This window comes from Streptomyces sp. NPDC005925 (assembly GCF_040638805.1).
Taxonomy (GTDB): domain Bacteria; phylum Actinomycetota; class Actinomycetes; order Streptomycetales; family Streptomycetaceae; genus Streptomyces.
Genome location: NZ_JBEXVL010000009.1, coordinates 128,616 through 154,370, shown reverse-complemented (window position 1 = coordinate 154,370; position 25,755 = coordinate 128,616). Strand labels below are relative to the sequence as shown.

Below are 25,755 nucleotides of genomic sequence, written 5' to 3'. Positions count from 1 at the left end.
ACTACTTGGTCCGCCGAAGATAGCGACGACCTCACAGCTAGTCAAACTTGATCAGCGATCATCCCCGGGATGCCGCTCCCCCGTCGCGTACGGGTTCTCCTCACCCTCCCGGAGCACGCCGACGAACGGCTCGCCCTCCCCCGCGAAGGTGTACGCCCCGCCCTCGATCCGGCCGATCAGCCCGCGGGCCCACTCGGCCTCGGCGTCGGCCGTGTGGACCCAGAGGTTCATGATCTCGCCGATGTGGCCCAGTTGCTCGGGACCGTCCTCGGGCACGTAGTGCTCGGTGACGGACGCGCGCCACTCCTCGATGCGGCGCGTCCGCTCCTTCAGGAGCGCCACCGCCTCGTCCCTCGGCAGGTCCACGACGAAACCGATCGCCGCGGACTTCACGTCCGTCTTCTCGTCATGGGCGACGAGGGCCTGGCGCAGCAGCGTGAAGAACTCCTCGTGCCCCGCCGCCGTGATCTCGTACTCGGTGCGCGGCGGACCGCCGGCGGTGGACGGCGCGATCTCGTGCGCGTGCAGCAGCCCCTGCTTCGCCATCTGCTTCAGGGCGTGGTAGATCGAGCCGGGCTTGGCGTTGGACCACTCGTGCGCGCCCCAGTACTCCAGGTCGTTGCGCACCTGGTAGCCGTGGGCCCGCCCGTGCTGGCGCACCGCGCCGAGCACGAGGAGACGGATCGCTGACATGCGGTCCACATTAGGGCGCGCGACCGGGCCGTTTGCGCGTCACCCCCAGGATGTGCCCTGCTCCGCCGCGATCAGCTCGAAGGCCGTTCTGCCGTCCAGGGACTCGCGGACGATGTCGGCGTGGCCGGCGTGCCGGGCCGTCTCGCGGATCAGGTGCAGCACCAGCCAGCGCACCGAGACGCGGCCCTCGGGCGGGAACCAGGGCTGGTCCGGCAGCGCGAACGTGTCGTCGAGGCTGGGCACCGAGCGGACGTACGCCTCGGTCTGCGCGGCGATCTCCTCCCAGTACGCGAGATGGCTCTGCAGGGTCTCGCCCTCCATCAGCCTGAAGCACTCGTCCCAGTTGGACCGGTCGCGGTGGACGGCCGGTGCCTCGCCCCTGGCGCGGGCCAGCCAGCCCTGCTCGACCTCCGCGCAGTGCTTGACCAGACCGCCGAGCGACAACTCGCTCGCGCTGGGAGTGGCCGCGGCCTGCTCGTCGGTCAGCCCCCGTGCGGCCCGGCGGATCGCGTCGCGCTGCTCGGCGAGGAAGGAGAGCAGCGCGCCCCGCTCGTCGCCGTGTGCCTCGGCGGGAACGTGAGTGACCATGGCCGGCCTGCCTTTCGTCGGTGTCGGACGCTGTTGCCCGATACCGACGACGCTACGGAGCATCGAGGACGGATCCTGTCCGCAAGGCGCGGGGCGGCCGTGGATTCCCGCGAAAGGAAGAAGCGGCGGGAGCGGTCAGAAGGGGAACACGCTGCGGCCGTGCTGCACCGAGATCCACTTCAGCGTCGTGAACGCCTCCAGCGTGGCCTCGCCGTTGATCCGGCCGACCCCGGAGTGCTTCTCGCCGCCGAACGGCACCAGCGGATCGTCCTGCACGGTGGAGTCGTTCACGTGGAACATGCCCGTGTCGATCTGCTGGGCGAAGCGCACGCCGCGCTCGATGTCACCGGTATGGACGGCGCCGCTCAGCCCGTACCGGGTGTCGTTGACGATGCGGATCGCCTCCTCCTCTCCGTCGAACGGGACGAGGAAGACGACCGGCCCGAAGACCTGGTCCTGGAGCAGCCGCGAATCGGCGGGGACGCCGGTGAGGACGGACGGCTCGACCAGGTTGTCCGTGGTCGCGCCGTGCAGCAGGGCCGTGGCGCCCTCGGCGACCGCCTGCTCGACGACACCCGAGACGGCGTCGGCCTCCGAGGAGTTGATCACCGGGCCGATGACGGTCTGCGGGTCGCGCGGGTCGCCGCTCTTGAGGTTCTTGACCCTGGCGACGAACTTGTCGGTGAACTCGTCCAGGACGGAACGGTCCACCAGCACGCGGTTGGCGGCCATGCAGACCTGCCCCTGGTGCATGTACCGGCTGAACACCGCCGCGTCGACCGCGTAGTCGACGTCCGCGTCGTCGAGGACCACCAGGGCGCTGTTGCCGCCCATTTCCAGCACCGTGCGCTTGAAGTTCCTGCCGCAGACGGTGGCGATGTGCCGGCCGATCCGCTCGGAGCCGGTGAACGTGATGACCTTCGGGACCGGGTGTTCGATGAAGGCGTCGCCGATCTCGGCGATGTCCGAGACGACGACGTTGAGCAGACCGGCCGGCAGGCCCGCGTCCTCGAAGATCTTCGCGAGGAGCGTGCCGCCGGCTATCGGGGTGTTCTGGTGGGGTTTGAGGACCACCGCGTTGCCGAGCGCGAGCGCGGGGGCGACCGCCTTGAGGGCCAGCAGGAACGGCACGTTGAACGGGCTGATCACCCCGACGACGCCGACCGGGACGCGGTAGACGCGGTTCTCCTTGCCGTCGGTCGTCGAGGGCACGATCCGGCACTCGGGGCGCAGCGCGACCTGGCTCGCCTCGCGCACGAACTCCTTGGCGGACTGCACTTCGAAATGCGCCTTGCCGACCGCGCTGCCGAGCTCGCTGACGAGGACCTCGCAAATGTCCTGCTCGCGCTCGTCGATGAGTTGCAGCGCCTTGTCGAGCACCGCCCGGCGGGCGTAGGGATTGGTCTTCGCCCATTTCTTCTGGGCACGGGCCGCCGCCCGGTACGCCTCGTCCACCTCGTCGACGGTGGCTATCGTTATCGAGGCGAGTTTCTCGTTGTCGTACGGATTGAAGTCGATGATGTCCCAGGACCCGGTACCCGTACGCCATTCACCGTCGATGTACTGCCGAGCGAGGTCGGTGAAGTAGGACGACATGTGATACCTCAATCCCTTGCTGCCGCAGCAGACGAAGCCGACACCCGGTCAACTCATGGCCTGATCACGCGCCATCGTACTGTCGTTTCAGGAGAGTTGAAGGAGTCCGCGGAGAAGGTCGCGGCTCTCCGCCGGGGTCGGACTGTCGTGCTGCAATTCCTCGAGCGCATTCTTGTACTGCGCGACGTCCTCGGCCTTGTCGAGGTACAGCGCGCTCGTGAGCTGCTCCAGGTACACGAGGTCCGAGAGGTCCGACTCGGGGAAACTGAGGATGGTGAACGCGCCGCTCTCGCCGGAGTGCCCGCCGAAGCTGAACGGCATGATCTGCAGGCGCACGTTGGGGCGTTCGGAGATCTCGATCAAATGCTGCAACTGGCCCCGCATCACGTCACGGCCGCCGTAGGGCCGGCGCAGGGCCGCCTCGTCCAGGACGACGTGGAAGTCGGGCGCGCTCTCGTCGACCAGGCGCTTCTGCCGCTCCATGCGCAGCGCCACGCGCCGCTCCACGTCGGTGTCGTCCGCGCCCTTCATACCGCGCCGCACGACCGCGCGCGCGTACTCCTCCGTCTGCAGCAGGCCGTGCACGAACTGCACCTCGTACGCCCGGATCGACGCGGCCGCGCCCTCCAGGCCGACGTAGGTGGGGAACCAGTTGGGCAGCACGTGGGAGTAGCTGTGCCACCAGCCCGCGACATTGGCCTCCTTGGCGAGGGACACCAGTGACGAGCGCTCCTGCTCGTCCGTGACGCCGTACAGCGTCAGCAGGTCTTCGACGTCCCTCGTCTTGAAGCTCACCCGGCCCAGCTCCATCCGGCTGATCTTCGACTCGGAGGCCCGGATCGAGTAGCCCGCCGCCTCACGCGTGATCCCCCGAGCTTCACGCAGTCGCCTGAGTTGTGATCCGAGCAGCATGCGCCGCACCACCGATCCCGGCTCACCCGCGCTCACCCTCGCCAGCCTCCCCAACCGTCTTCAGGTGCCGAAGTGTGCCACTAAAACACTTCGAGCAGTACTCGCCCGGTTACTTAAACAGGATCGCGCCAAAGAATTAGCACAAGAGGCGACAGACGGGGCACACAGGGGAGCCAAGTCGGACAGTGTCCGACTCGAAGAAGCCCAGAAGACGACGGAAAAATTGCCCAAGAAGCGGTACGTGCAGGCCCATTTCGGTCGCGTGCACGTGCATCTGCCCTTGCATCTGCTGTGCCCATCCGAAACCATGGTCCCGCACCACCGCGCCGCATCGCCACGACCGCGAATTACCGGGGGAGTGCCTCGCATGGGGACGAATGGATCGACCATGCTCGAGCCGTTACGGCAGGGCCTTCCGCCGCTGGATCCCGCCGCCGTGTCCAACGCCGCCTCCTGCGCCCTGCCCTCCCGCCACGAAGCGGTGCGCCAGGCACGGCACTTCACCCAGCGGACCCTCGAACAGTGGGACGCCGACGAGTGCTTCGACGACGTGTGCCTGGTGGTCTCGGAGCTGGTGACCAACGCCCTGCGGCACGCCCTTCCGCCGGACACCGCGCGGACGCCGGAGCAGCGCCCGGCCGCCGTGCGACTGCACCTGCTGCGCTGGACGGAGCGGCTGGTGTGCGCGGTGCGCGACCCCAGCATGGACAGCCCGGTGGCGCGCGCCTCGGACGACTTCTCGGCGGAGTCCGGCCGCGGCCTGTTCCTCGTCGACTCCTTCAGCGACAGCTGGGGCTGGCACCCGCTGGCCGGGCCCCTCGACGGCAAGGTGGTCTGGGCCCTGTTCCGCCTGCCGCGCCCCGTTCCCGTCGACTGACGCGACATCACGCGCACGCGCCCGGGCCCGGCCGATCGCGGCACCGGTGGCGTACTTCGCGGCACCGCACGCACACACACACCCGGGCGGAATGACGCCGTCCCCACACGTGCACGCGCGCGGGCAGAGCGGCCGACGCACGAAGAGAACCGTTACGCCACTGTCTCGGCGGGCCGGGGTCAGCCGCGTACGAGGTGGTCGAACTCGCCGTCCTTGACGCCCGCCAGCATCGCCTCGATCTCCGCGCGCGTGTAGACGAGCGCGGGGCCGTCCGGGAAGCGGGAGTTGCGCACCGCCACGTCCCCTCCGGGCAGCTGCGCGAACTCCACGCACGAGCCCTGCGAGTTGCTGTGCCGGCTCTTCTGCCAGGCCACGCCGTGCAGTCGCGTGGCGGCAATGCCGTTGTACACGCCCGACGCGTCGTGGGCGTCGTGCACGTCGTGGTCCACAGGTCGCTCCCCGGTAATGCACTGGCTGGTCAGGCCAAGGATGCAATGGTCAACTGATCCGGATCATAGCTGTGTTTCGAGTGCAGTTGCATGAGCATATGCACGTGCACGCGGGGTTATCCTGCGATTACACCTACCGAAGCCGCGACAGGCCTCGTCTTGCTGCGTCTGCCCCTGCCGTCCGGTTCGAATCCCTGCGCAGGAGTAAAGACGCGCGACACCGCCGTCCTGTTCCCTCTTCCCCGCATCCTCCGGCCGGAGCCCGGCCGACGGCGGAAGAGCAGGAGCCTCCTCCCCTCACCACGCGGGGAGGCTCCCGCCCGTTCAATCAGGCTCGGCGTTCGGCGTACGCCCAGTGCCGTCCCGGGCGGGCGGGCTCGCGGCCGCTCGTGCGGGGCATGGCCAGGTCAGACCTTCAGGAGGGTGTCGAAGACGGACGGCAGTCCCTCCCAGGCGCGGCGCCCGGCGGCGTACCCGGTGTCGGTCGGCAGACAGGACTCCAGCAGAAGTGCGCTGCCGCCCAGGTCCGCCCCCTGCCTGCCGACCGGGCCCCGGCCGCGCTCCGGTGGCAGGCGCATGGGCGGCATGTGCCGCGAGGTGTACGGCATATCCGGGGGGGGTGGCCGGTGCAGCCGGTGCAGCCAGTGCAGGCGGTGCAGCCGGTGCAGGCGGTGCAGGCGGTGCAGCCGGTGCAGGCGGTGCAGCCGGTGCAGGCGGTGCAGCCGGTGCAGGCGGTGCAGGCGGTGCAGGCGGTGCTTCCGATACATCCAGTACATCCGTTACGTTCGGCGCATTCGGTGTTCTCGGGAGGCGGGATGCGGGGCTGGTAGCTTGCGGCCACCGGGCCGACGGGCTCGATCCGGGCCGGATCCGCGGATCCGCGGATCCGCAGGTCACGCGGGACCCGGCCCGGGCACCGGCTACAGCTTGGGAGTTCTGGTGACTTCGCCGACCTTTTCGCGCAACTCACGCCCCGCACGCCCCTCACGTCGCTCGCGTCCCTCACTTCCCTCACTTCCCTCACTTCCCTCGCGCACCGGGTCCCGCCGGCGCATGCGGGTCGTGGCGGCGGCCGCGGGGCTGGCCGGCGCGTTCGCGCTGACCGCGTGCGGCGACAGCGGCGACGCCGCCGACAAGGCCACGGACTCGCCTTCCGCGTCCGCGCCGGCCGACAGCGGTGGCGGCGGCGACGCGAGTGACGGCGCGTCCGCCGGCGGCGGCCTGCAGGGCAGCTGGCTGGCCACGACCGACGGGAAGGCCGTCGCGCTGGTGATCAACGGCAGCGAGGCCGGGCTGTTCACGACGGGCGGCAGCGTGTGCAGCGGCACCGCCGAGGACCGGTCGATCCGGCTCACGTGCACCGACGGCAACAAGGACCGCGCCAACGGCACGGTCGGCGCCGTCAACGGCTCGACGCTGACGGTGACCTGGGAGGGCACCCTCGGCAAGGAGACCTACACCAGGTCCAAGGGCGGGAAGATGCCGACCGGGCTGCCCACGGCGGGGCTGGGGTCGTAGAGCGGGCGGCGGGCGGGTGCTTCGCGGGGCGGGTATGGCGGTGAGGGCCGGTGTTCCGGAGGGGGCCGGTGTTCCCGGCGGGACCGGTGTTCCCGGCGGGACCGGTGTTCCCGGCGGGGTGTTCCTGCGAGGGCGTTCCTATGGGGGCGTTCCTGTGGGGCCGGGTGTTCCCGGTGAGGGCCGGTGCTCGGTGAGGGCCGGTGCTCGGTGAGGGCCGGTGCTCGGTGGGGGCCGGTGTTCCAGTAGGGGCGGGCGGTCCCGCCGTCGGCCGGTGCGTGATGATCCACGAGAACCGTCCACGACCGAGCACACCACGGGGCCTCTCATGCGCACCACATCGATCGCCGTCACCGCCTCCTCCGCCCTCGCCGCGACCCTTCTCCTGACCGCCTGCGGCGACGGGGACGGGGGCCGGGGCGGCGAAGCGACAGCCACGGCCAGGGGTGCCGCGGCCTGCCGGATCGGCGACGTCGGTGTCGTCGTCGGCCCCGCGAACGCCGCTCCCGCCGCCGGCGACACCGGGAACGTCCCCGTCGACATCACCAACCAGGGCAGCCCCTGCACCCTGGACGGCCTGCCCGGCGTCCAGGTCTCGGCCGGCGACGAGTCCGTCGAGGTCCGGGCACAGCAGGGCGCAAAGGTGCAGCCACTGAGGCTCGCCGAGCATCAGTCCGTGTCCTTCACGATCACGTATGTGCGCGGCGAGGAGGATGCCGCGGGCGTCCTCGCTGCCGAGAAGCTGAGGATCGCACTGCCCGGTGAATCCGGCGGCGTGGGCTTCCCGTGGTCGTACGGTCCGCTCGCCGGGACGGGCGCCGACGACATCTCCGTGAGCGCTTTCCAGCAGACCGGGGACTGAACGGGCGGCACGCGCGCGTCTACTGCTCGGCGTGGAGCCACGTGAAGGGAGGCGGGCGGGCATCGCGGGGACGGGCGGGGTGTGACCTCGGCGCGGTCGAGGCAGGTGCGGTCGACCTCGGCGCGGTCGGGGCAGGTGGGGCCCTGGTCCGACCGGGGCGTGGTCGGGGCAGGTGCGGGCGGGGCCCGACCTCGGCGTCGCGGCGCAGGTGCGGGCGGGGGCGGGCCGACCTCGGCAGTCGGGGCAGGTGGGGGCCTGGTCGACGCGATCAGGGCAGGCCCGGGGATGTCCCGGGCCCGTCGGTCGGGGCAGATGGAAGCCTGACCCGACCGCGGCGTGGTCAGGGCAGGTGCGGGCGGGGCCTGACCTCGGCGTGGTCGGCCGCTCGCGCGCCCTCCGTCCAGCCCGCCTCGTCGCGCACGCCGCGCAGCCGGGTCGTGGTGGTCGCCGGGAACATGCTGTCCAGCCGGCCGGTGACCGCGACCTCGCGGGAGGCGAGGACCGGCAGCAGATCGTCGGTCACCTGCGTCTCGGCCGCGGCCCGCAGGCGGGTGCCGACGCGATGGGCGTACGCGGCGAGAAAGGCCTGCCGGAACGTCTTGGTCCGTCTACGTCCGCCGGCCCGCTGTGCGGCCTCCGCCCTGGTCATCGCGGTCTGGGCCTGCACGAGCAGTGAGGTGTGGAGGAGTTCGACGATCTCCAGGTCGGCGGCGAAACCGACGACCGTCGAGAAGCCGTAGGCCTCGTTCCACACGGCACGGCAACGGTTCGCGTCGGCGACCGCGTCCAGCAGGACCGCCTTGGCCTGCTCGTACGGCGGCTCCACGCCGATCCGGCAGGCACCCGGCGCGTCCGGTGAGGGCGCCCCCGAGTCGAGCAGAGCGGCGTCGATGCTGTGCCGGGCCATCAGCTCCTGCGCCTTCGCGCTCAGCGCCTCCGCCTCCTCCGGGTATCCGGTGGCCTCGGCCTTGGCGAGCAGGGCGCGGATACGGGTGAGCATGCGGGACGCCTCTTTTGGAGCCCCGGCCGATTTTTCCGGGCTCTGCACATCGTCCAGGTGTTCGAGGTCGGGCAGGCGCAGCAGCAGCCGGTACAGCTCCAGCACCGTGGTGGCGTGCGTGAAACGGTCGGTGCGGGGCGGCGCCCCGGTGGTCAGCTCGTCGAGCTGGGCGGCCCAGCGGTGCCCGCGCGGGCGGTCGTGCCCGGCCTGCACCCGGATCAGCGACGCGACCACGCGCGCGTGCGCGCCGTCCAGTTCACGGCGCACGAGACGGACGACGTCGGCGGGCTGCCAGCCGCGCCGCCAGGCCGACGCCACGAACTCCTCGCCGCGCCGGGCGAGTTCGGCATCGGCGCCCGGGTCGGCTGCTAGCAGCGACGCGGCGGCGTCCAGGGACGCGTCGGCGGAGTCGTACAGGGCGGACCGCAGGGCACGCTCGACGGTGCTGGTGGTACTCACCGGGCGATGGTGCCACGTGGGCGGCGCGGGTGACGGCGGAGCGGTACGGCGCCGGGGGAAACCGGGGGGAGCTGCGGGTACGGCGGGACGGCAGGCGGCGGGAGTGGCGGACGGTGGTGGACGGGGGCGGGAGCGGACGGGGCGGGATCGGCGGCGATGACGGCAGCGGCGGGTGGCGTCGGGGCAGTCGTTGGGGCGGCGGTCGGAGCGGCGGCGGCCGGGCGGCAGGCGACATCGACGCCCGTCCACATGTCAACCTTCAGTTGACAGTCCCGCGACTGTCAACCTAAGGTTGACACATGGCGAAGAACTCTCCCACCACGTCATCCGTACGGCTCGACGACCTGATCGCGGCCATCAAGACGGTCCACACCGAGCCCCTCGAACAGCTCCAGGACGCGGTCATCGCCGCGGACCACCTCGGCGAGGTGGCCGATCACCTGATCGGCCACTTCGTCGACCAGGCCCGCCGCTCGGGCGCGTCCTGGACGGACATCGGCAAGAGCATGGGCGTCACGCGGCAGGCGGCGCAGAAGCGGTTCGTGCCGAAGGAGTCCACCGACCTCGACCCGAGCCAGGGCTTCAACCGCTACACGCCCCGGGCCCGCGAGGCGGTCATGGCCGCCCACAACGCCTCGAAGACCGCGGGCAACGCCGAGGGCGTGCCCGAGCACCTCGTCCTCGGCCTGCTCGCCGACCCCGACGGACTCGCCGCCAAGACGCTCGTCGCCCTGGGCGTGAGCCTGGAGTCGGTCCGCGAGGCCGCGACCGCCGCGCTCCCGCCGGCCGCCGAAGAGGTTCCGGAGCTGGTGCCGTACGGCTCCGCGGCCAAGAAGGTCCTGGAGCTGACGTTCCGCGAGGCCCTGCGCCTCGGCCACAACTACATCGGCACCGAGCACATCCTGCTGGCCCTGCTGGAGCACGAGAACGGCGAGGGCGTCCTGGCCGGCCTCGGCGTCACCAAGCAGGCGGTGGAGGACCACATCACCGAGCTGCTCTCGCAGTTCCTGAAGACGGCGAAGCGGGGAGAGGGGGAGGAAGGAGCGGCCTCAGGCGCGTCCTGACCGGCCCGTCCCGAGCGGGCGGACGCGGAGGCGGCGACCTGCTCCGCGGGGGGATTGTCAGACCCCCCTGCGACACTCGCAGCATGACCGGCCGGTGGGCGCTCGTACCGACCGAGGGGAGTGGCGCGGAGCTCGCCCCCCTCGGTCCGGACGGCCTGCCCGCCGGACCGGTGCTGCGCGAGCCGGACCTCGTGGCGGCCGTCCGCGACCGCCCGGACGTCACACGCTGGGTGTGGCGCTCGACGGCCGAGGTGTATCCGCGCCTGCTCGCCGCGGGGGTGCGGGCAGAGCGGTGCTACGACGTCGAGGACGCCGAGACCCTGCTGCTCGGCCACGAGGGGCGGTACGGCGAGCCCCGGTCGGCCGCCGCCGCGCTGGCCAGGCTGCGCGGCGGCCCCGTACCGCCCGATCCGCCCCAGCGGTCCGCCGAACCGGGCGCGCAGTCCCCGCTGTTCGAGCCGCAGGGCGCGCACGTGCCGCTGAGAGACCTCGTCGAGGTGTACGCCGACCAGCAGCGGCGGCACGACCGGGCCGAGCACCCGGACCGGATGCGGCTGCTGACCGCCGCCGAGTCCGCGGGGATGCTGGTGGCCGCGGAGATGAACCACGCGGGGCTGCCGTGGAGCGCCGAGGTGCACCGCGAGCTGCTGCGGGAGCTGCTGGGCGAGCGGTACGCGGGCGGTGGCGAGCCGCGCCGGCTCGCCGAGCTGGCGGACGAGGTCTCGGCGGCGTTCGGGCGGCGGGTGCGGCCGGACCTGCCCGCCGACGTCGTCAAAGCCTTCGCGCGAGCCGGGATCATGGTCACCTCGACCCGCCGCTGGGAGCTGGAGTCGGTCGACCACCCGGCCGTGAAGCCGCTCGTCGAGTACAAGAAGCTGTACCGGATCTGGGTGGCCCACGGCTGGTCCTGGCTCCAGGACTGGGTGCGCGACGGCCGGTTCCGCCCGGAGTTCCTCGCGGGCGGCACGGTCACCGGCCGCTGGGTCACCAACGGCGGGGGCGGCCTGCAGATCCCCAAGGTGATCCGGCGTGCCGTCGTCGCCGACCCGGGTTGGCGGCTCGTCGTCGCCGACGCCGACCAGATGGAGCCGCGCGTGCTCGCCGCGATCTCCCGCGACCCCGGGTTGATGGAGGTGGCGGCCCGCGAGAGCGACCTCTACCAGTCGGTGTCGGACCGCGCCTTCTCCGGCGACCGCGCCCAGGCCAAGCTCGCCGTGCTCGGCGCGGTCTACGGCCAGACGTCCGGCGACGGCCTGAAGAACCTCGCCGCGCTCCGACGCCGCTTCCCCAAAGCGGTGGCGTACGTGGACGACGCGGCACGGGCGGGCGAGGAGGGGCGGCTGGTGCGGACCTGGCTCGGCCGGACCTGCCCGCCCGTCGCCCGCACCCCCGACGCCGCGGAAGAGGCCGGCATCCCGGCCCCGGAGGACGAGCCCGACACCCCGCAGTGGGGCCCCGGCCACACCTCCACCCACGCCCGCGCCCGAGGCCGCTTCGCCCGCAACTTCGTCGTCCAGGGCAGCGCCGCCGACTGGACCCTGCTGCTCCTCGCGGCGCTCCGCCGGACCTGCGCGTCGCTCTCGGCGGAACTGGTCTTCTTCCAGCACGACGAGGTGATCGTCCACTGCCCGGAGAGCGAGGCCGAGACCGTCGCCGCCGCCATCCGCGACGCGGCCCACCTGGCCGGCCGCCTCACCTTCGGCGACACCCCGGTCCGTTTCCCGTTCACGACGGCGGTCGTGCGGTGCTACGCGGACGCGAAATGACCGTTCACCATCGCCGTCATCCCCACCGCATTCGTCCCGAAAAACGAAAAAGCCCCAGGTCACGGCGAGTGAGTCCTGGGGCTTCCCCAGAGTCCTCGGACAGCCCGGCTGTCCAGGGGTCACGCGGGATATCCAGCTCCCGGACACACGGGCGTCAGCTGGTGAGGGGCTCGTTGCTCGACCAGAACGTCGACTTCACGTTCGGTGCCGGCAACTCCTGCTTCGAGTAGTCGGGGCCGTTCGGCTTGCTGGTCGGCTGAGCAACATCGGACTTCTCGACACACGGGGTGGTGACGCTCAGGTGGGCCTGGCCATTGGGTGCGATCAGGACTTCGAGCTGGAAGCCGTCCTGTGTCTTGAAGTGGGCCGCCAACCCGTTCGGACTCGTGGCAACCAGTTTGTAGCCCTTGCTCTTCCAGTGGCGTTCCAGCACGCCGAGGAAGCTCCCGCGCCGTTCGGCAGAGATAATCGTCATGACGGAACGATCGCGGTCCACGTAGCAGTCGCCCGGCATGGAGTACAGGTGCGTCCACTCAACTGGAGGCTTGATGGCCGCAAACGCCTCGTCCAAGATCGCATCTGCTCTGTCGGCGGCCTCTTGCAGGTTCATCTTCGATCGACTTTCCTTGCTTGAGGACGCGGAATCGGTCGTGCCGCATCCGGTAAGAAACAGCGCCAATGCTGCGGCCACTGTAAATCTTGCAATCAACGCGGCGTCTCCCTTATGACGTATTCCGGATGGTTTGCAACAATGGCGGCGATATTTTGCGCAGAAACTTTGTCCTTCCCATCCTCCGGCGAGAAGTAATTACTGTGAGCCTCGATATCCATCTTTGATTCTGACACATCGGGAAAGGAAGGCTGGACAAGCTCCGGTCCGGGCAGGGTTTCGAATCTGTTGGCGCCGAATGCTTTACTTGCCGGATCCTTGCCGAACCAGATGTCGTCGTCACCCTGGTCGGCGATGTCTCCTCCGAGGTACGCGCCAAGCGGCCCTCCTCCGAAAAATCCCATGGTTCCCGCCACAACTTCCTTTGATGAAGGAAGCTTGGTGACGATGTCGTTTTCGGCCGCTCCCACCCAGACGTGATCCTTGCCCACACCCAGGTTCTCCGCCTTGTCGACGCCGACACCGGGACTGCCGACGAGAATGATGTCATCAGCGCCGGGAATTCCTCCTGCCTCCTGCGTAGCAGCCCCGACCAATCGAGAACCGTAGGAATGCCCGATGGCAGTGACATGCGGATCGGTATTCTCATTGGTTGCCGAAATCCCACTCATAAAACTGTTGTAGGCGGGGGCGCCACGCTCGGCGTCGGCCGTAGTCATCACATCTATCGATTGAGGCGCATCGTAGCCGAGCCATACGATCGCCGATGAGGATGGGTCGAATTTCTGCGCACCTTGGGCCGTATAGAAGGCACGCTTCACCGTACCATCGGCGAATTCGGCGTTGAGTTTGGTACCCAAGCCGGGCGCGTAAGCCGAGACGTTCTTCGATGCGTCAGGGTTCCCGTAGGCGACGATCGCCCTCCCGTTTCCTTCGAGTCCGACTCCCAGGAGGAACATAGGTGGCTGGCTCCCCGCGTTGAGCTTGGCCTGGATTCCCCTCAGTCCCTCGAGTTTTCCTTTGGACGCCTCGTCATGCCGGCCCTCCAGCTGCGCGATGAGAAGAGGGATGTTCTCCCGGTTCGCCTCGTCCCGCACCATTGACGGTATCCCGTCCAAGTTGCCAATGATTCCCGGGAAGGCTGTCTTGTACTCCTCGCGCTCCTCATTGCTGAGGCTGTCCCACCACTCCTTGCGGTCGGCGGGTGACTTGTCCAGCGGAATATTGTCCCGGAGGTATTCGCTGGCCGCTGAGCTCACCGCACCGACATCAGAGGCCACGTCCGCCCACGTCTTGGTGTCGACGTTCAGCCCCGGCGCCGCCTTGAGCTTGTTCAGCGCCTTGCTGTACCGATCGTCGACCTCCTGGGCTTCCCGCACGGCGTGCGCGATGCGGTCGGCGATGTCCACCGCTCTGGCGTGGTGTGGGTTCGGGTTCTTGAGCAAAGGGTTGCTCGGCACCAGCCCCGGTGATTGAACTCCTGTGTTATTGCCCGTGATCAGACCGTTGTTGCCCAAGACTGTGCCGCCGGGGATCGGCTCACCGGTGAGCTCGTTCTTACCACCGGCGGGATACGTGACGGCGCCGTCCTCGTTGATGGTGTATGCCAGCGCGGCCGCATCGTCCAGTGCCTCAGTCAGACGCCGCTTGGGAGCGGTGATCTCGGACGAGAAACCGTCCAGAGCTCCGGTGATCAATCCGCACTCGACCTGGGTGTAGTGAAAGTTCTCCGACAGCTTCCGCAGTTGCTTGAGTGCCGCGACCGCAGCCTCACCCTCGTTGGCCTTCTGCATGGCTGCGGTGATCTGCTTGTCGACGCGGTCCATGGCCGCATCGGCCATGCTGCTGATCGCGCGGTAACCGTCGGCCGCCTCCGCGTACTCGGTCGGCTTGAGGGCCTTGAGCTTCAGGTGGTCCATGTGTCCGGGTCACCGCCCCTCGGCCTGGCCGTCGGCGGGCGTGTCTTCGTAGTACTCGGTCTTCAGCCTGGCGATTTCGGCCTTGATGGCTTCGTCGGTCCGTAGCTGGTCGTTGCCTGCTTTCTCCAGTACGTCGGCAAGCCCATCGCACACCTCGCTCACGTCCTTGACGTAGCGCTTCCAGGAGTCGAAGACGCCCTGCTGGGCCGCCGCGGTCAGACACCCGGATTCTTTACCGAGACCCGTCTGGCCCAACTCCGCCTTCACCCACGCCTTGCCGAGGTCCTCGCGTACCGACCCGAGGCCTTCCGCCGCCTTGGTCCACGCCGCCTTGTCGGACCTCAGTGTGAGGACACCGCCGCCACTGCCACCGGAACGGGTGCCGCCTTGGTCGGCGGGCAGTTGGTTGAGCTGCATCTGCGTGCTGTGCCGCTCGGCCGCTGCGGCCTTGAGCTGCTCCCATTCCTCCCACGCCATGCGCGGTCCCTCCCCGTGTCTAGATCGTGTGTCCCGAGCGGATGTGAACCTGTACCCGCAGTGCTGTGGTGACCGCGACGTACCGTAACGCCCCAACATCACGTGCTCCATCCGTATCGGCCACCATGGCGTCTGCATATCCGTACTCAGACGGAACCCGGTCCTCGATCGGACGACGTGACACTGTCCGATGTGCCCGGGGGCGCGTACGAAGGCGGCGTGAACCCGGTCGGTGTGTGGGTGGATCGACCGGTGGCAGGCGCGGAGGTGGGGAGTGCAGCCGCGGGGTCCCGACGCCTGCGGACGACAGCAAGAACCGCGATCGCGGCTCCGAGGAGTACGACACCTCCGATGCCCAGCGCGACCCAGGGAGTGGTGCCGTCCTTGGGCGCGGATGCCGTCGCGGCGGAGCCGTCGTCCTCTGCCGGAGCGTCGGCGCCCGCGGTCTCCGAGGTCTGAGGGGACGGTGATGTCGAAGCGGCGGCTGCGAGATCGGGGAGCGGGTACGCGCCGGCGGGGCCCGGGTCGCCGGAGCTTTGCAGGGCGATACGGGGGCGGACGATGCCGTAGCCAATGGAGTCGTTGCGATCGGCGCCGTCGGTGGGGGCGCCGATGGTGTTCAGCATGACTCGCAGGATCTGGTTGTTGGTCCAGGTCGGGTGCTCGGCCCAGATCAGGGCGGCACTGGCGGAGGCGAGGGCGGTGGCGTCGCTGGTGCCGTGGCCCCGGCACAGCCCGGTCTCGCTGTCACAGGCGTGCACCATGTCCTCGCCCGGGGCAGCCATGTCCACCTGCGGCCCGTGCTCCGACTCGGCGGTTCTGCGCAGGTCCTTGCCCACCGCCGCCACACCGACCACTCCCGGCGTGGCGGCCGGGTACATCACCTCGTTGGCCCCGCTTCCCTTGTTCCCGACGCCGGCGAAGATCAGCGATCCTTCGCCGAGGGCGTACTTCACCGCCGCGGTCAGCTGCGGTGAGCCCTCCGTAGCCGCCTGGGAGATGTTGATGACCTGTGCGCCCTTGTCGGCGGCGTAGCGGATCGCCGGTGCGACTGCCTTGTTGAAACGTTCCTCGGCCTCAGCCAGGTTGGCTGCCGTGTCTGCACTGGGCAGACGGACCGGGAGAATCATCACGCCAGGGGCCAGTCCGAAAGCGCCGTTTCCGCCGCCGTACGCGCCGGTTCCGGCGATCAGCCCGGCCATGCCCGTGCCGTGGCCCTCATAGTCGGCGTGTTCGTCGCCGGGCTGGTCGGGTGCAAGGTCCTTTCCGGGCAGCACGCGCCCCTTCAGATCGGGGTTGTCGGGGTCGACGCCGGTGTCGATGACGGCGACCGTGACGCCTTCGCCGGTGCTGGTCTGCCACATCTGCTCGGCCTTCATCGCGTCGAGGAACCATTGCTCCTCGCGGGTCGGCTCCGCGCGGGCCTGCGTGCCTGCGGCGGCCGCCAGCAGCAGGCCGAGAACCGCCGATGCCGCGGCACGACGGGGTCTGCGTCGAGTGCTGGTGCGCATGACCTTCGCTGTCTCCGTTCCTGGATGGGTCAGTCAATGACCGGCGGCACAGCGAAACCGCCGCCCTGGCGCCCGGTCTCTTCACCCTCGACCGCGTGGTGCGGCCGTCCCTTCCTGCCGCCAGGGCTCGTCTGGGAACTCGGCTGGGGCGCTCGGGCCCCACCGACACTCTGACTCTGCCCCGGACGCACCACGCTGGACGCGCCGCCCACAATTCCGCGGCCCCCCGATCCGGCGCCGCCCGCCGTACCCGAACTGCCAGGTCCGGATGTGCCTATTCCCAGACGCCCCGGCTGCTGCGGACGGCCGCTTCTCGCACCGTCGTCCGGAAGCGGACGATCGCCGATGACCCCACCGTTCGAGAACTGGGGACGACGGCCGGGGACCTGGCTCTGCCGGCCCACCACGCGTCCCGCCGGACTCGTGGTACCAGCAGTCGTCCCCATCGGGCCGCGCGTGACCGCGCTCTCCCCTCCTACACCCGTGCCGCGCAGGATCGCCCCGGTCGGCCTGCCCACGGGGGCGTGACAGGGCGGCCGCCGACGATGCCGCTACTGGTCCCGACAGCGCTGGGACCACTTGGCATGCGCACAGGATTCGACGTCGAGCCTTGGCCGGGCTGGAAGGGCATTCGGCCCATGCCAGACGCCCGCCCATGCCCCGCCGAGCTATGGACCGGAGCACCGGCTCTGTTCCCGAACGCTGGAGGAGCCATGCCGGTCTGCGGAGTCACTCCCCCATGCATCTGTTCCGGGCCAGGCAGGCCGCCTGCCGCGACCGTCGGAGACAGCGGACTCTGAGGCGACGTGGCCACGGAGTCGACGCCCATCCGTGTGGGCTGCTCCACGTCCACCGGCGTGCGGTGCGCGGACGATGTCACACTCGGGGACCGGCTCAGGTCCGGAGTGCCGGCGGAACCCTCACGTCCTTGCCTCAGGTGTGCGGAGGAGACGGAGGCGCTCATCACGCTGCCAGGGCGAGTCTCAGTGTCGTCGTGGCCGATCGAGCGGCTGTCCGTCGGCACGAACGCCGTGGGCGGCGGCGGGAATCTCGGCCGCTCCAACGCATCCATCTGTGTGGCCGACCACGCATACGTCTGCCCCAGCTTCCGCATCTGCGCCGCCGCCTGCTGGCGCACCTCCTCTTTGTGCGCCACCAGGGCCGCGAGCTCACTCTGGGACTTGGCCGCCACCGCAGCCGCATCTGGATCGTTGCGCGCCGCCCGCGCCGCCTCCAGATTCACCTGCGCGCTCCCGGCATCGCGTGGGATCGACGCCTGCGCCCGGGCGATCGCTCCGGACGTCTCGCCCAGCCACTTCGCAGCGCCCTCGCTGAAATGCCCCAATCGCAGCGTGGAGTTGGCCAGATCGCCGGCCCAGGTACGGAAAGCGTCCGCGCCCTCGCCTTTCCACTCCACCCACTGCGGACGGACCTTCAGTTCCTCGGCGATCTTCCGGATCTCCTTCGCCGCTGCCACCAGCCGGTCGGCAGCGGCCTGTACGGTCCCCGGGTTCGCCTGATCCAGCCACGCCAACATCTGCTCGTGGCTCATGTCCTCGAAGGATGTATCGCCACCGGTCCCTGTGCCAGACATCAGATCGAGCCTCCCGCGTCGCCGCCCACCGATGCCTGCCCGCCCCCGCTGGTCCGGCCCTGCTGAGAAAGTCCGTGATCGTAACTGCCGCCGTAGTGCTCCGTGGTCTCCGCGCTGATCGCGGCCATGCGGTCGCGGATGTCAAGGTCGATGTTCTGGTAGCCCTTGTGCGAGACCAGCACGGCGATGCCCATGCCCTCCATGGAGTCCGACAACAGCTTCGACAGCGTCTCCAGCTCGCTGATCACCGTCTCGTACGCGGAGAACAGCCCGGCCGCCTCCGCCCACGCCCCGTCTCCGCCGCCGAGTTGATGGCGTACGAGCTGCTCCTGCCCGATCCTCTTCGGCCCCGTGTCTGATCCCCTCAGGTCACGGATCAGTTCGTCGATGCGCCTCCGGAACATCGTGAACGACGACAGCTCGGTGGCCATGTCAGCCTGCGCGCCGACAGCGTCCCGTGGTGCATCGAACGCACTGGATACCCACGACGCCCCCGACGCGGATCCACCGTCGCTCAGCAACACAACGACCTCCCCCGTACCGCCAGAACAACCGACCACCCGAAGCCGTACCAGTGACTCTAACTACCGGCAGTGACAGTCTGCAGTCACCGTGTTGCAGGAAGCGATCGATCAGGCCACCTGCGTGTTCCACTCGCCCGTCGCGCACCAGCCCGGCAACTCGTCGAGCATGAGCCCACCCAACACCGAGGCACGATCACATGCATGAGCACGTGTACTCAGATGGGGCGAGACGCCCGCTCCGAATGGCCGATGGACAGCCGTGAGTGGCACAGAGTCGACCTTGACCACGCACGTCCTTGACGGCTGACCGGCTGCGATGCCCTGCACGCCAGAGGCAAGCGGGCCCGGCCGGCACTCACCTTCAACCCGGCCGCCCACGTCGAGGTCGACCCCGTGCGCAAGCCGAAGGCCTTGGTGTGGACCGACGCACGGGTCGCAAAGGGGGAGCAGACGGCCAAGAAAGCCGTCCCCGGAAGAAGCCCAGAGAGTAGGCTCCCGACCCGCTCCGCTCACAGAAGCCATCTCACAGCACCTCGGCCGTGTGACAATTTGCCCCAACAGGGAAAAGCCCCAGGTCACGGCGAGTGAGTCCTGGGGCTTCTCCAGAGCCGCCTTCGGGATTCGAACCCGAGACCTACGCATTACGAGTGCGTTGCTCTGGCCATCTGAGCTAAGGCGGCGTGCTGCCGACACCATGGTGCGATCAGCAACGTCGGTAAGTCTACACAGTTTCCGAGGGTGCTCCGTACCGGCCCCGTGGGTGTTCCGTCAGGGCCGGTACGAAGCAGGGTGCCGTACGGGGTCGGGCTCGCGGCACCCCCTATGAGCAGCGCTTTTCATCCGTCGGCGGGGTTCCGCGGAGCAGGTACGCGTTGATCGCGGAGTCGATGCACGCGCTGCCCCGGCCGTAGGCCGTGTGCCCGTCTCCCTCGTACGTCAGCAGGCGCGCCGAGGACAGCTGAGTGGCCAGGGACCGCGCCCAGCGGTACGGCGTCGCCGGGTCGCGGGTGGTGCCGACCACGATGATCGGATCGGCGCCGGCCGCCGTGATGCGGTGCGGTTCGCCGGACGGTGCCACCGGCCAGTACGCGCAGTTCAGCGAGGACCACGCCATGTTCTCACCGAACACCGGGGACGCCTTCTCGTAGGCCGGCAGCGCCTCGCGCACCTCGTCGGGGCCGTCGAAGGCGGCCGGGAGGTCGAGGCAGTTCACGGCGGCGTTGGCGAACATGAGGTTGCTGTAGCCGCCGTCGGTGTCGCGCTCGTAGTAGCTGTCGGACAGGAAGAGCAGGCCCGCGCCGTCGTTCTCCCTCATCGCCGCCGAGAGCGCCTCGCGCAGTTGCTCCCAGGCGCTCTCGTCGTACAGCGCGGCGACCACGCCGGTCGTCGCGAGGGACTCGGTGAGGCGGCGGCCGTCGGCGTCGCCGGTGGGGGCGGGGCGCCTGTCGAGACGGCCAAGGAACGCCTTCAGGTTCTTGCCGACCTGGTCCGGTGTGGTGTTCCGGCTGCCCAGGGGGCAGTCGGGTCGTCGTACGCAGTCCTTCGCGAAGGCCTGGAACGCCGTCTCGAAGCCCGCCGCCTGTTCGAGGTTCAGCCGTCGCGCGGACAGCGACGGGTCCATCGCGCCGTCCAGCACGAGCCGCCCCGCACGGTCGGGGAACAGCCCGGCGTACGTCGCGCCGAGAAACGTCCCGTACGACGCCCCCACGAAGTTCAGCTTCTCGTCGCCGAGGACGGTCCGCAGGATGTCCATGTCCCGCGCCGCCTCGACCGTGGACAGGTGGCGCAGCAACCGAGGCGCGTCGTTGCCGCAGCCCTCCGCGAAGGTCCGGTACGCGGCGACGAGCGCGTCCGTCTCCTTGTCGTCGTCCGGTGTGACGTCCGTCTGCGTGTACGTGTCCATCTCCCGCCCGTCGAGACACTCCACGGGTGCGCTGCGGGCCACGCCGCGCGGGTCGACCGCCACCATGTCGTACCGGGCGCGGACGTCGGCCGGGTAGCCGACACCGGCGTACGCCTGGAGGTAGTCGACCGCCGAGCCCCCCGGCCCGCCCGGGTTCACCAGCAGCGAGCCGAGCCGTTCGCCCGGCCCCGTGGCCTTCTTGCGGGTGACCGCGAGGCGGATGTCGCCGGACGACGCCGTGCCGTAGTCGAGTGGCACTCTGAGCGTGGCGCACTGGGAGCCGGCGGCACCGCAGCCGCGCCACTTCAGTTTCTGCTCGTAGTAGGGCGACAGCCCCGCCGGGGTGCTCCTCGGCAGTGCGGCCAGAGCGGCTGTTCCTCCGACGGCCGAGCCGGCCGTGCCCGACGCGCCTTCGCCGGAACAGGCCGGGACCAGCAGACCGACGGCGGCGAGGAGGCCGATGCCGATCCTGGTGGTACGGGATCGGCAGGGAAGAGTGCGCCTGGTGATCATCAAGGGAGCGTAACTGTGTGCAACCCCTCGCACACGAACTGTGCGTTCACGTGCCTCGTACGGGTGAGGGTGTCACTCTCGCGCGACCCCGGAGCGTGATCCGGCCCGGTCCTCGGCTTCAGCCTGCTCTGAGGGCCATCGTCATCGCCTCCACCGCGAGGAGCGGGGCCACGTTGCGGTCGAGGGCGTCGCGGCAGGCGGCGATCGCCTCTATGCGGCGCAGGGTGGCTTCCGGCGTACTGCCGCGGGCGATCCGGTCCAGGGCGTCCTCGGCGTCGACGTTGGCGATCGCGATACGGGAGCCGAGCTGGAGGGCGAGGACGTCGCGGTAGAAGGCGGTGAGGTCGGTCAGGGCCAGGTCGAGGCTGTCGCGCTGCGTCCGCGTCCGGCGGCGCTTCTGGTTCTCCTCCAAATCCTTGATCACGCCCGCCGTGCCACGCGGCAGCCGGCCGCCCTGCGCCGCACCGAGCGCCGCCTTCATCTCCTCGGTCTCCCTGGAGTCCGTCTCGTCGGCGAGCGTTTTGGCGTCGGCCGCGGCGGCGTCGACCAGTTCCTGCGCGGCCTTGAGGCAGCCGCCGATGTCGCCGACGCGCAGGGGCAGCTTGAGCACGGCGGCCCGGCGCTCGCGGGCCGCGGGGTCGGTGGCCAGCCGGCGCGCCCGCTCCACGTGCCCCTGGGTGGCGCGGGCGGCGGCCGTCGCGACGCCGGGCTCGACGCCCTCGCGCCGAACGAGCATGTCGGCGACGGCGTCCACCGACGGGGTACTCAGCGTCAGAAGGCGGCAACGGGAGCGGATGGTGGGCAGTACGTCCTCGACCGAGGGCGCGCACAGCAGCCAGACGGTGCGGGGCGCCGGCTCCTCGACGGCCTTGAGGACGGCGTTCGCCGACTTCTCGTTCAGGCGCTCGGCGTCCTCGACGAGGATGACCTGCCAGCGGCCCGTCGCCGGGGCGGTGAACGACTTGCGGACCGTGTCCCTCATGTCCTCGACCCGGATCTGCGCGCCGACCGCCGTGACCGTACTGACGTCCGCGTGCGTGCCGATCAAAGCCGTGTGACAGCCGTCGCAGAAGCCGCAGCCGGGTGCTCCGCCGAGGGCGCGGTCGGGGCTCACGCACTGCAGGGCGGCGGCGAAGGCCCGCGCCGCCTGGATGTACCCGGCGCCGGGCGGACCCGTGAACAGCCAGGCGTGCGTCATCTTCGACGCCTCGGGCGCGGGCGCGCCGGTCGCCGCCGCGGTCACGAGGGCGTCGGCGTCCCGGGCAGCGGCGGCGAGCTGCTCGCTCACCCGCTCCTGCCCCACGAGGTCGTCCCACACGGTCATGCGTCACGCCGCCCTTCCAACACGGTCCGCCTTGCGGGATCCATCACGTACAGCCTTGCGGGATCCATTGTGCGGGCGGGCACTGACAACTCCGCGCGCCGTGGGGTGGGGGGAGGGAGAGCCGGGACGGCCCGGACCGGCTCGGCGGACAGCCACGGGTACCGCGGGCCCCAATGTCCCGGACCGGCACCGCCGGCGCCGCCACCGGCCACCGTCGACCGGCCACCGCCGGGTGGGGCATCGGCCGTCGAGGGACGACGGTTCCACCGATCCGGACACTGGCGCCGGCACCATTCCCCCTCCCCGACCCGAGCCCGTACGCCCCTCACCGAAGAGTGGGGCCCGGCGGTCAACCCCGCCGGGCCCCTTCACCGATCAGCGCCGCCGGCCCCTGCCCCGGCCGCCGCCTCCGTCCTCGTCGTACTCGTCGTCGTGCGGGCCCAGCAGTTCGTCCGCCAGGGTGGGCAGGTCGTCCAGCGGGGTCTCCTCCGCCCAGTCCGGGCGTTGGCGGCGACGGGGTGCCTCCTCGGCGCCCACCTGGGGCAGCTCGCGCGTGCGTCCGTCGGTGCCGTCCGGCCAGGGGGAGGCTTCCGCGTCCCGGAAGTAGCCCGGGGGTACGCGGTCCGCGGGGCCGTCCTCCCGCACCGGCGGCAGTACGGCCGTCTCGTCGGCGGTGCCCGGGTGCGACGGCTGGGGGAGCTCCGTGGTCACCTCGGACTCGGGGACGCCTCCCGAACCGCGCTGCTCGTCCCGCTCGTCCCACTCGTCGCGGACCGGCCGCAGGACCGCGGTGTCGTCGGCCGGCCGGACGACCGGTGTCGGCACGGTCGCCGCGTCCGGCGGTGCCGCCCGGCGGGGCGTCTGGGCCGCCTCGGGCGCCGTCGGCCGCGGTCCCGCCGCTGCCGCCGCAGCCGCCTGCTCAGCCTGGCGCCGGGCCTCTTCGGCGCGCAGCAGCGCCTCCTCGGCCTTCCGCTGCTTCTCCAGGCGCAGTGCCTCGGCCTCGGCGCGCAACCGCGCCTCTTCCTCGGCCTGCTTGCGGCGGCGGTCCTCCTCGGCCTTGCGCCGGGCCTCTTCCTCGGCGCGGATCTTCTCCTCGGCGAGGAGGCGGGCCCGCTCCTCCTCCGCCTTGCGGCGGGCTTCCTCGGCCCGCTGCCGGGCCTCCTCCGCCTGCCGTTCGGCCTCGCGGCGCTGCGCCTCTTCCAGCTCGCGCCGCTTGCGCTCCTCCTCCTCGGCGCGCAGCCGGGCCAGATGCTCCTGGCGCTCGCGCTCCAGGCGCTCCTCCTCGGCCTTGCGCCGGGCCTCTTCCTCCGCCTTGCGCCTGGCTTCCTCCTCGGCCCTGCGGCGGGCCTCGGCGCGGGCCTGGATCTCGGCCTCGGACAGCGGAAGCACTTGGTCGAGCCGGTGCCGGACGACCGCGGTGACGGCCTCGGGCTCCTGGCCGGCGTCCACCACCAGGTAGCGCCCGGGGTCGGCCGCGGCCAGCGTGAGGAAACCGGACCGCACGCGCGCGTGGAACTCGGCGGGCTCCGACTCCAGCCGGTCCGGCGCCTCGGTGAACCGCTCGCGCGCGGCCTCCGGGGCGACGTCCAGCAGCACGGTCAGGTGGGGTACGAGCCCGTTGGTGGCCCAGCGGTTGATCCGGGCGATCTCGGTCGGCGACAGGTCGCGGCCCGCGCCCTGGTAGGCCACCGAGGAGTCGATGTACCGGTCGGAGATGACCACCGCGCCCCGCTCCAGGGCGGGCCGCACGACGGTGTCCACGTGCTCCGCGCGGTCGGCCGCGTACAGCAGTGCCTCCGCGCGGTGCGACAGTCCGGCGCTGGAGACGTCCAGCAGGATCGAGCGCAGTCGCTTGCCGACCGGCGTCGCGCCCGGCTCGCGGGTGAGGACGACCTCGTGGCCCTTGGAGCGGATCCACTCGGCGAGCGCCTCGGCCTGCGTGGACTTGCCGGCGCCGTCGCCGCCCTCCAGGGCGATGAAGAAGCCGGACGTGGCGGGCACGGGCTCCGGGTCGTCGCCGCCGAGGACCGCGTCCCGCAGGTCGTGCCGCAGGGGTACGCCGGACCGGTCGTCGACCTTGGCCAGCACCAGCGCGGCCACCGGCAGGAGCAGCGCGCCGACCAGCATCAGCGTGAACGCGGCGCCGCCGTGCGCGAACACGAACCTGCCGTTCTCCAGCCGGTGCGGCCCGATGCCGGCGGCGACCACGGGGGCGGCCACCGCGCCGAGCGCCACGAAGAACCGCACGACGGCGTGCAGGTGCCCGGTGACCCGGGCGCGGCGCTGCGGCTCGGTCTCCTGGTCGAGGAGGGTGTGCCCGGTGTTGGCGGCCACGCCCGCGCCGATGCCGGCCAGCGCGAGGATCACCACGACGCTGGTGACGTCCGGCACGAGACCCGCGGCGAGCAGCGCGACGCCGGTGGAGGCGATGGCGAGCGCGAGGAGCCGCCGCCGGGACAGCGAGGGGAGGACGGCGGGCGCCGTGCGGATGCCGACGACGACGCCGCCGGTCAGCGCGAGCACCTGCAGGCCGAACAGGACGGGGCCGCCGCCCAGGTCCTTGGCGTGCAGCACGGTCACACCGACCGCGGCGGCCACCGCGCCCGCGACGGCCGCGCAGGCCAGGACGAGCAGCGGTATCGCGCCGGTGCGGCCCTTCTCGGCGGCGCCGGCCGTCTTCGGGCGGCGCATCCCCTCGAGCGGGGACCGCGCGCGCGGCGTGCGCGTGCCGGGCAGCTCCAGGAACGTCAGCACGGACAGGGACGCGGCGAACAGTCCCGCCGCGGTGTACGAGCCGAGGGCCGCCTGGTGCTGGTCGAACCAGGCGATGCCGGCGCCGAGCAGGTTGTTCACCAGCCCGGCGACGAGCAGTACGGCGCCGGCGAGCGGTATGGCCAGGAAACCGGTGCGCAGCGACAGGCGGCGCAGGGCGTCCAGGTGGTCCGGCAGCGGTCGTATGGTCGCGCCCTCCGGCGGCGGGCCCGGCAGCAGCGCGGGGGCCGCGCTCTCGCGGCACACGCCCCAGAACCGCTCGGCGACACCGGCCACGAAGGCGGTGACGAGGAGGGCGGCGAGGGCGTCCTCGGGCATCCAGTCGATCCACAGCGGCGCGACGATCAGCAGCGCGGCTCGCAGCCCGTCCGCGCCGACCATCGTCCAGCGGCGGTCGAGCGGGCCGTCGGGCGAGGTCAGCGTCGTGAGGGGGCCGAGAAGGGCCGCTCCGAAGAGCAGCGTGGCGAGGATGCGCACGCCGAAAACGGTCGCCACTGCGAACGCCGCGCCCCGGTAGCCGCCCCCGAAGGAACCCTCGGCGATGGCCGTCTGGAGGACCAGCAGGACCAGGACGAGGAGAGCGAGGGTGTCACCGACACCGCTGACGAGATGTGCGCTCCACAAGCGCTTCAGCTGCGGTCGGCGCAGCAGTGCGCGGACGGCGCGCTCGCGGGAGTCCGCGACCAGTGCGTCGTCGGGGGCCGCGTGAGGGGCCGTTGACTGCTCGGCTGGCTGCTCGGCTCGCGTCATGCGTTCAGCCTATCGGGCCGCACCGACAGCCCGGGGCCCCGTCCGGGCGTACGGGGGCCCCGGCGTCGACGAGGCAC

21 protein-coding genes and 1 tRNA gene are annotated in these 25,755 nt (G+C 70.9%); 5 read left to right on the top strand and 17 right to left on the bottom strand.

Annotated features, from left to right (window positions below; genetic code table 11):
* Positions 1 to 51: 51 nt before the first annotated feature.
* The 4 genes from ABZ354_RS14245 to ABZ354_RS14230 all read right to left on the bottom strand — a co-directional run bounded on the left by ABZ354_RS14245 (position 52) and on the right by ABZ354_RS14230 (position 3,789).
* Positions 52 to 693 (bottom strand): PadR family transcriptional regulator, encoded by a 642-nt coding sequence (locus ABZ354_RS14245; RefSeq protein ID WP_358656453.1) that lies wholly within the window; start codon positions 691 to 693, stop codon positions 52 to 54.
* 39 nt (positions 694 to 732) lie between these two features.
* Positions 733 to 1,281, bottom strand: coding sequence for a DinB family protein (locus ABZ354_RS14240; RefSeq protein ID WP_358656451.1), 549 nt, complete (start codon positions 1,279 to 1,281; stop codon positions 733 to 735).
* 135 nt (positions 1,282 to 1,416) lie between these two features.
* On the bottom strand, positions 1,417 to 2,877 hold the full coding sequence (locus ABZ354_RS14235; RefSeq protein WP_358656449.1) for an aldehyde dehydrogenase family protein: 1,461 nt from the start codon (positions 2,875 to 2,877) through the stop codon (positions 1,417 to 1,419).
* Positions 2,878 to 2,964: 87 nt separating this feature from the next.
* A complete protein-coding gene (locus ABZ354_RS14230; protein WP_358656580.1) occupies positions 2,965 to 3,789 on the bottom strand; it encodes a helix-turn-helix transcriptional regulator in 825 nt (274 codons plus the stop codon).
* Between the two features lie 367 nt (positions 3,790 to 4,156).
* On the opposite strand from ABZ354_RS14230, the gene ABZ354_RS14225 reads away from it, so the two are divergent.
* A complete protein-coding gene (locus ABZ354_RS14225) occupies positions 4,157 to 4,666 on the top strand; it encodes an ATP-binding protein (RefSeq protein ID WP_358656447.1) in 510 nt (169 codons plus the stop codon).
* Between the two features lie 179 nt (positions 4,667 to 4,845).
* Here ABZ354_RS14225 and ABZ354_RS14220 read toward each other — a convergent pair whose 3' ends face one another.
* Positions 4,846 to 5,115 (bottom strand): DUF397 domain-containing protein, encoded by a 270-nt coding sequence (locus ABZ354_RS14220; RefSeq protein ID WP_358656445.1) that lies wholly within the window; start codon positions 5,113 to 5,115, stop codon positions 4,846 to 4,848.
* 407 nt (positions 5,116 to 5,522) lie between these two features.
* Complete coding sequence (locus tag ABZ354_RS14215) at positions 5,523 to 5,882, bottom strand: hypothetical protein (protein WP_358656592.1); 360 nt, start codon at positions 5,880 to 5,882, stop codon at positions 5,523 to 5,525.
* A gap of 286 nt (positions 5,883 to 6,168) precedes the next feature.
* Here ABZ354_RS14215 and ABZ354_RS14210 point away from each other — a divergent pair, with 286 nt between their 5' ends.
* Positions 6,169 to 6,633, top strand: a complete 465-nt coding sequence (locus ABZ354_RS14210) for a hypothetical protein (protein WP_358656443.1) — start codon at positions 6,169 to 6,171, stop codon at positions 6,631 to 6,633.
* Positions 6,634 to 6,958: 325 nt separating this feature from the next.
* A complete protein-coding gene (locus ABZ354_RS14205) occupies positions 6,959 to 7,492 on the top strand; it encodes a DUF4232 domain-containing protein (RefSeq protein WP_358656441.1) in 534 nt (177 codons plus the stop codon).
* A 340-nt stretch (positions 7,493 to 7,832) separates the two neighbouring features.
* On the opposite strand, the gene ABZ354_RS14200 is transcribed toward ABZ354_RS14205, so the two are convergent.
* The gene (locus ABZ354_RS14200; RefSeq protein ID WP_358656439.1) at positions 7,833 to 8,951 is read right to left on the bottom strand and encodes a DUF2786 domain-containing protein; all 1,119 of its coding nucleotides are present in this window, start codon (positions 8,949 to 8,951) and stop codon (positions 7,833 to 7,835) included.
* 299 nt (positions 8,952 to 9,250) lie between these two features.
* Here ABZ354_RS14200 and ABZ354_RS14195 point away from each other — a divergent pair, with 299 nt between their 5' ends.
* Together ABZ354_RS14195 and ABZ354_RS14190 are read left to right on the top strand one after the other, a co-directional pair.
* Positions 9,251 to 10,015 (top strand): Clp protease N-terminal domain-containing protein, encoded by a 765-nt coding sequence (locus tag ABZ354_RS14195; protein WP_358656437.1) that lies wholly within the window; start codon positions 9,251 to 9,253, stop codon positions 10,013 to 10,015.
* Between the two features lie 83 nt (positions 10,016 to 10,098).
* Positions 10,099 to 11,781, top strand: coding sequence for a bifunctional 3'-5' exonuclease/DNA polymerase (locus ABZ354_RS14190; protein ID WP_358656436.1), 1,683 nt, complete (start codon positions 10,099 to 10,101; stop codon positions 11,779 to 11,781).
* Positions 11,782 to 11,935: 154 nt separating this feature from the next.
* On the opposite strand, the gene ABZ354_RS14185 is transcribed toward ABZ354_RS14190, so the two are convergent.
* The 10 genes from ABZ354_RS14185 to tmk form a co-directional block, all read right to left on the bottom strand.
* On the bottom strand, positions 11,936 to 12,391 hold the full coding sequence (locus tag ABZ354_RS14185) for a hypothetical protein (protein ID WP_358656434.1): 456 nt from the start codon (positions 12,389 to 12,391) through the stop codon (positions 11,936 to 11,938).
* A gap of 95 nt (positions 12,392 to 12,486) precedes the next feature.
* A complete protein-coding gene (locus ABZ354_RS14180; protein WP_358656432.1) occupies positions 12,487 to 14,310 on the bottom strand; it encodes an alpha/beta hydrolase in 1,824 nt (607 codons plus the stop codon).
* A 9-nt stretch (positions 14,311 to 14,319) separates the two neighbouring features.
* Entirely contained in the window at positions 14,320 to 14,787 is a 468-nt protein-coding gene (locus ABZ354_RS14175; RefSeq protein ID WP_358656430.1) for a hypothetical protein, read from the bottom strand.
* A 146-nt stretch (positions 14,788 to 14,933) separates the two neighbouring features.
* The gene (gene mycP / locus ABZ354_RS14170) at positions 14,934 to 16,298 is read right to left on the bottom strand and encodes a type VII secretion-associated serine protease mycosin (RefSeq protein ID WP_358656428.1); all 1,365 of its coding nucleotides are present in this window, start codon (positions 16,296 to 16,298) and stop codon (positions 14,934 to 14,936) included.
* 475 nt (positions 16,299 to 16,773) lie between these two features.
* On the bottom strand, positions 16,774 to 17,850 hold the full coding sequence (locus ABZ354_RS14165; RefSeq protein WP_358656426.1) for a hypothetical protein: 1,077 nt from the start codon (positions 17,848 to 17,850) through the stop codon (positions 16,774 to 16,776).
* A 41-nt stretch (positions 17,851 to 17,891) separates the two neighbouring features.
* Positions 17,892 to 18,323 carry a hypothetical protein gene (locus ABZ354_RS14160; protein WP_358656424.1) on the bottom strand — a complete coding sequence of 144 codons (432 nt, stop codon included), beginning with the start codon at positions 18,321 to 18,323 and terminating at the stop codon, positions 17,892 to 17,894.
* Between the two features lie 699 nt (positions 18,324 to 19,022).
* Positions 19,023 to 19,096 (bottom strand) — tRNA-Thr (locus tag ABZ354_RS14155).
* A 140-nt stretch (positions 19,097 to 19,236) separates the two neighbouring features.
* Complete coding sequence (locus ABZ354_RS14150) at positions 19,237 to 20,832, bottom strand: alpha/beta hydrolase (RefSeq protein ID WP_358656422.1); 1,596 nt, start codon at positions 20,830 to 20,832, stop codon at positions 19,237 to 19,239.
* Between the two features lie 118 nt (positions 20,833 to 20,950).
* Positions 20,951 to 22,156, bottom strand: a complete 1,206-nt coding sequence (locus ABZ354_RS14145; protein ID WP_358656420.1) for a DNA polymerase III subunit delta' — start codon at positions 22,154 to 22,156, stop codon at positions 20,951 to 20,953.
* Positions 22,157 to 22,531: 375 nt separating this feature from the next.
* Entirely contained in the window at positions 22,532 to 25,678 is a 3,147-nt protein-coding gene (gene tmk / locus ABZ354_RS14140; RefSeq protein WP_358656418.1) for a dTMP kinase, read from the bottom strand.
* Positions 25,679 to 25,755 lie beyond the last annotated feature (77 nt).

What these genes read in the sequence shown, in the direction of transcription:
- ABZ354_RS14245 (WP_358656453.1), bottom strand. Translation starts at nt 693, where the DNA reads ATGTCAGCGATCCGTCTCCTCGTGCTCGGCGCGGTGCGCCAGCACGGG.
- ABZ354_RS14240 (WP_358656451.1), bottom strand. Translation starts at nt 1,281, where the DNA reads ATGGTCACTCACGTTCCCGCCGAGGCACACGGCGACGAGCGGGGCGCG.
- ABZ354_RS14235 (WP_358656449.1), bottom strand. Translation starts at nt 2,877, where the DNA reads ATGTCGTCCTACTTCACCGACCTCGCTCGGCAGTACATCGACGGTGAA.
- ABZ354_RS14230 (WP_358656580.1), bottom strand. Translation starts at nt 3,789, where the DNA reads ATGCTGCTCGGATCACAACTCAGGCGACTGCGTGAAGCTCGGGGGATC.
- ABZ354_RS14225 (WP_358656447.1), top strand. Translation starts at nt 4,157, where the DNA reads ATGGGGACGAATGGATCGACCATGCTCGAGCCGTTACGGCAGGGCCTT.
- ABZ354_RS14215 (WP_358656592.1), bottom strand. Translation starts at nt 5,882, where the DNA reads ATGTATCGGAAGCACCGCCTGCACCGCCTGCACCGCCTGCACCGGCTG.
- ABZ354_RS14210 (WP_358656443.1), top strand. Translation starts at nt 6,169, where the DNA reads ATGCGGGTCGTGGCGGCGGCCGCGGGGCTGGCCGGCGCGTTCGCGCTG.
- ABZ354_RS14205 (WP_358656441.1), top strand. Translation starts at nt 6,959, where the DNA reads ATGCGCACCACATCGATCGCCGTCACCGCCTCCTCCGCCCTCGCCGCG.
- ABZ354_RS14195 (WP_358656437.1), top strand. Translation starts at nt 9,251, where the DNA reads ATGGCGAAGAACTCTCCCACCACGTCATCCGTACGGCTCGACGACCTG.
- ABZ354_RS14190 (WP_358656436.1), top strand. Translation starts at nt 10,099, where the DNA reads ATGACCGGCCGGTGGGCGCTCGTACCGACCGAGGGGAGTGGCGCGGAG.
- ABZ354_RS14185 (WP_358656434.1), bottom strand. Translation starts at nt 12,391, where the DNA reads ATGAACCTGCAAGAGGCCGCCGACAGAGCAGATGCGATCTTGGACGAG.
- ABZ354_RS14180 (WP_358656432.1), bottom strand. Translation starts at nt 14,310, where the DNA reads ATGGACCACCTGAAGCTCAAGGCCCTCAAGCCGACCGAGTACGCGGAG.
- ABZ354_RS14175 (WP_358656430.1), bottom strand. Translation starts at nt 14,787, where the DNA reads ATGGCGTGGGAGGAATGGGAGCAGCTCAAGGCCGCAGCGGCCGAGCGG.
- mycP (WP_358656428.1), bottom strand. Translation starts at nt 16,298, where the DNA reads ATGCGCACCAGCACTCGACGCAGACCCCGTCGTGCCGCGGCATCGGCG.
- ABZ354_RS14165 (WP_358656426.1), bottom strand. Translation starts at nt 17,850, where the DNA reads ATGAGCCACGAGCAGATGTTGGCGTGGCTGGATCAGGCGAACCCGGGG.
- ABZ354_RS14160 (WP_358656424.1), bottom strand. Translation starts at nt 18,323, where the DNA reads ATGGCCACCGAGCTGTCGTCGTTCACGATGTTCCGGAGGCGCATCGAC.
- ABZ354_RS14150 (WP_358656422.1), bottom strand. Translation starts at nt 20,832, where the DNA reads ATGATCACCAGGCGCACTCTTCCCTGCCGATCCCGTACCACCAGGATC.
- ABZ354_RS14145 (WP_358656420.1), bottom strand. Translation starts at nt 22,156, where the DNA reads ATGACCGTGTGGGACGACCTCGTGGGGCAGGAGCGGGTGAGCGAGCAG.
- tmk (WP_358656418.1), bottom strand. Translation starts at nt 25,678, where the DNA reads ATGACGCGAGCCGAGCAGCCAGCCGAGCAGTCAACGGCCCCTCACGCG.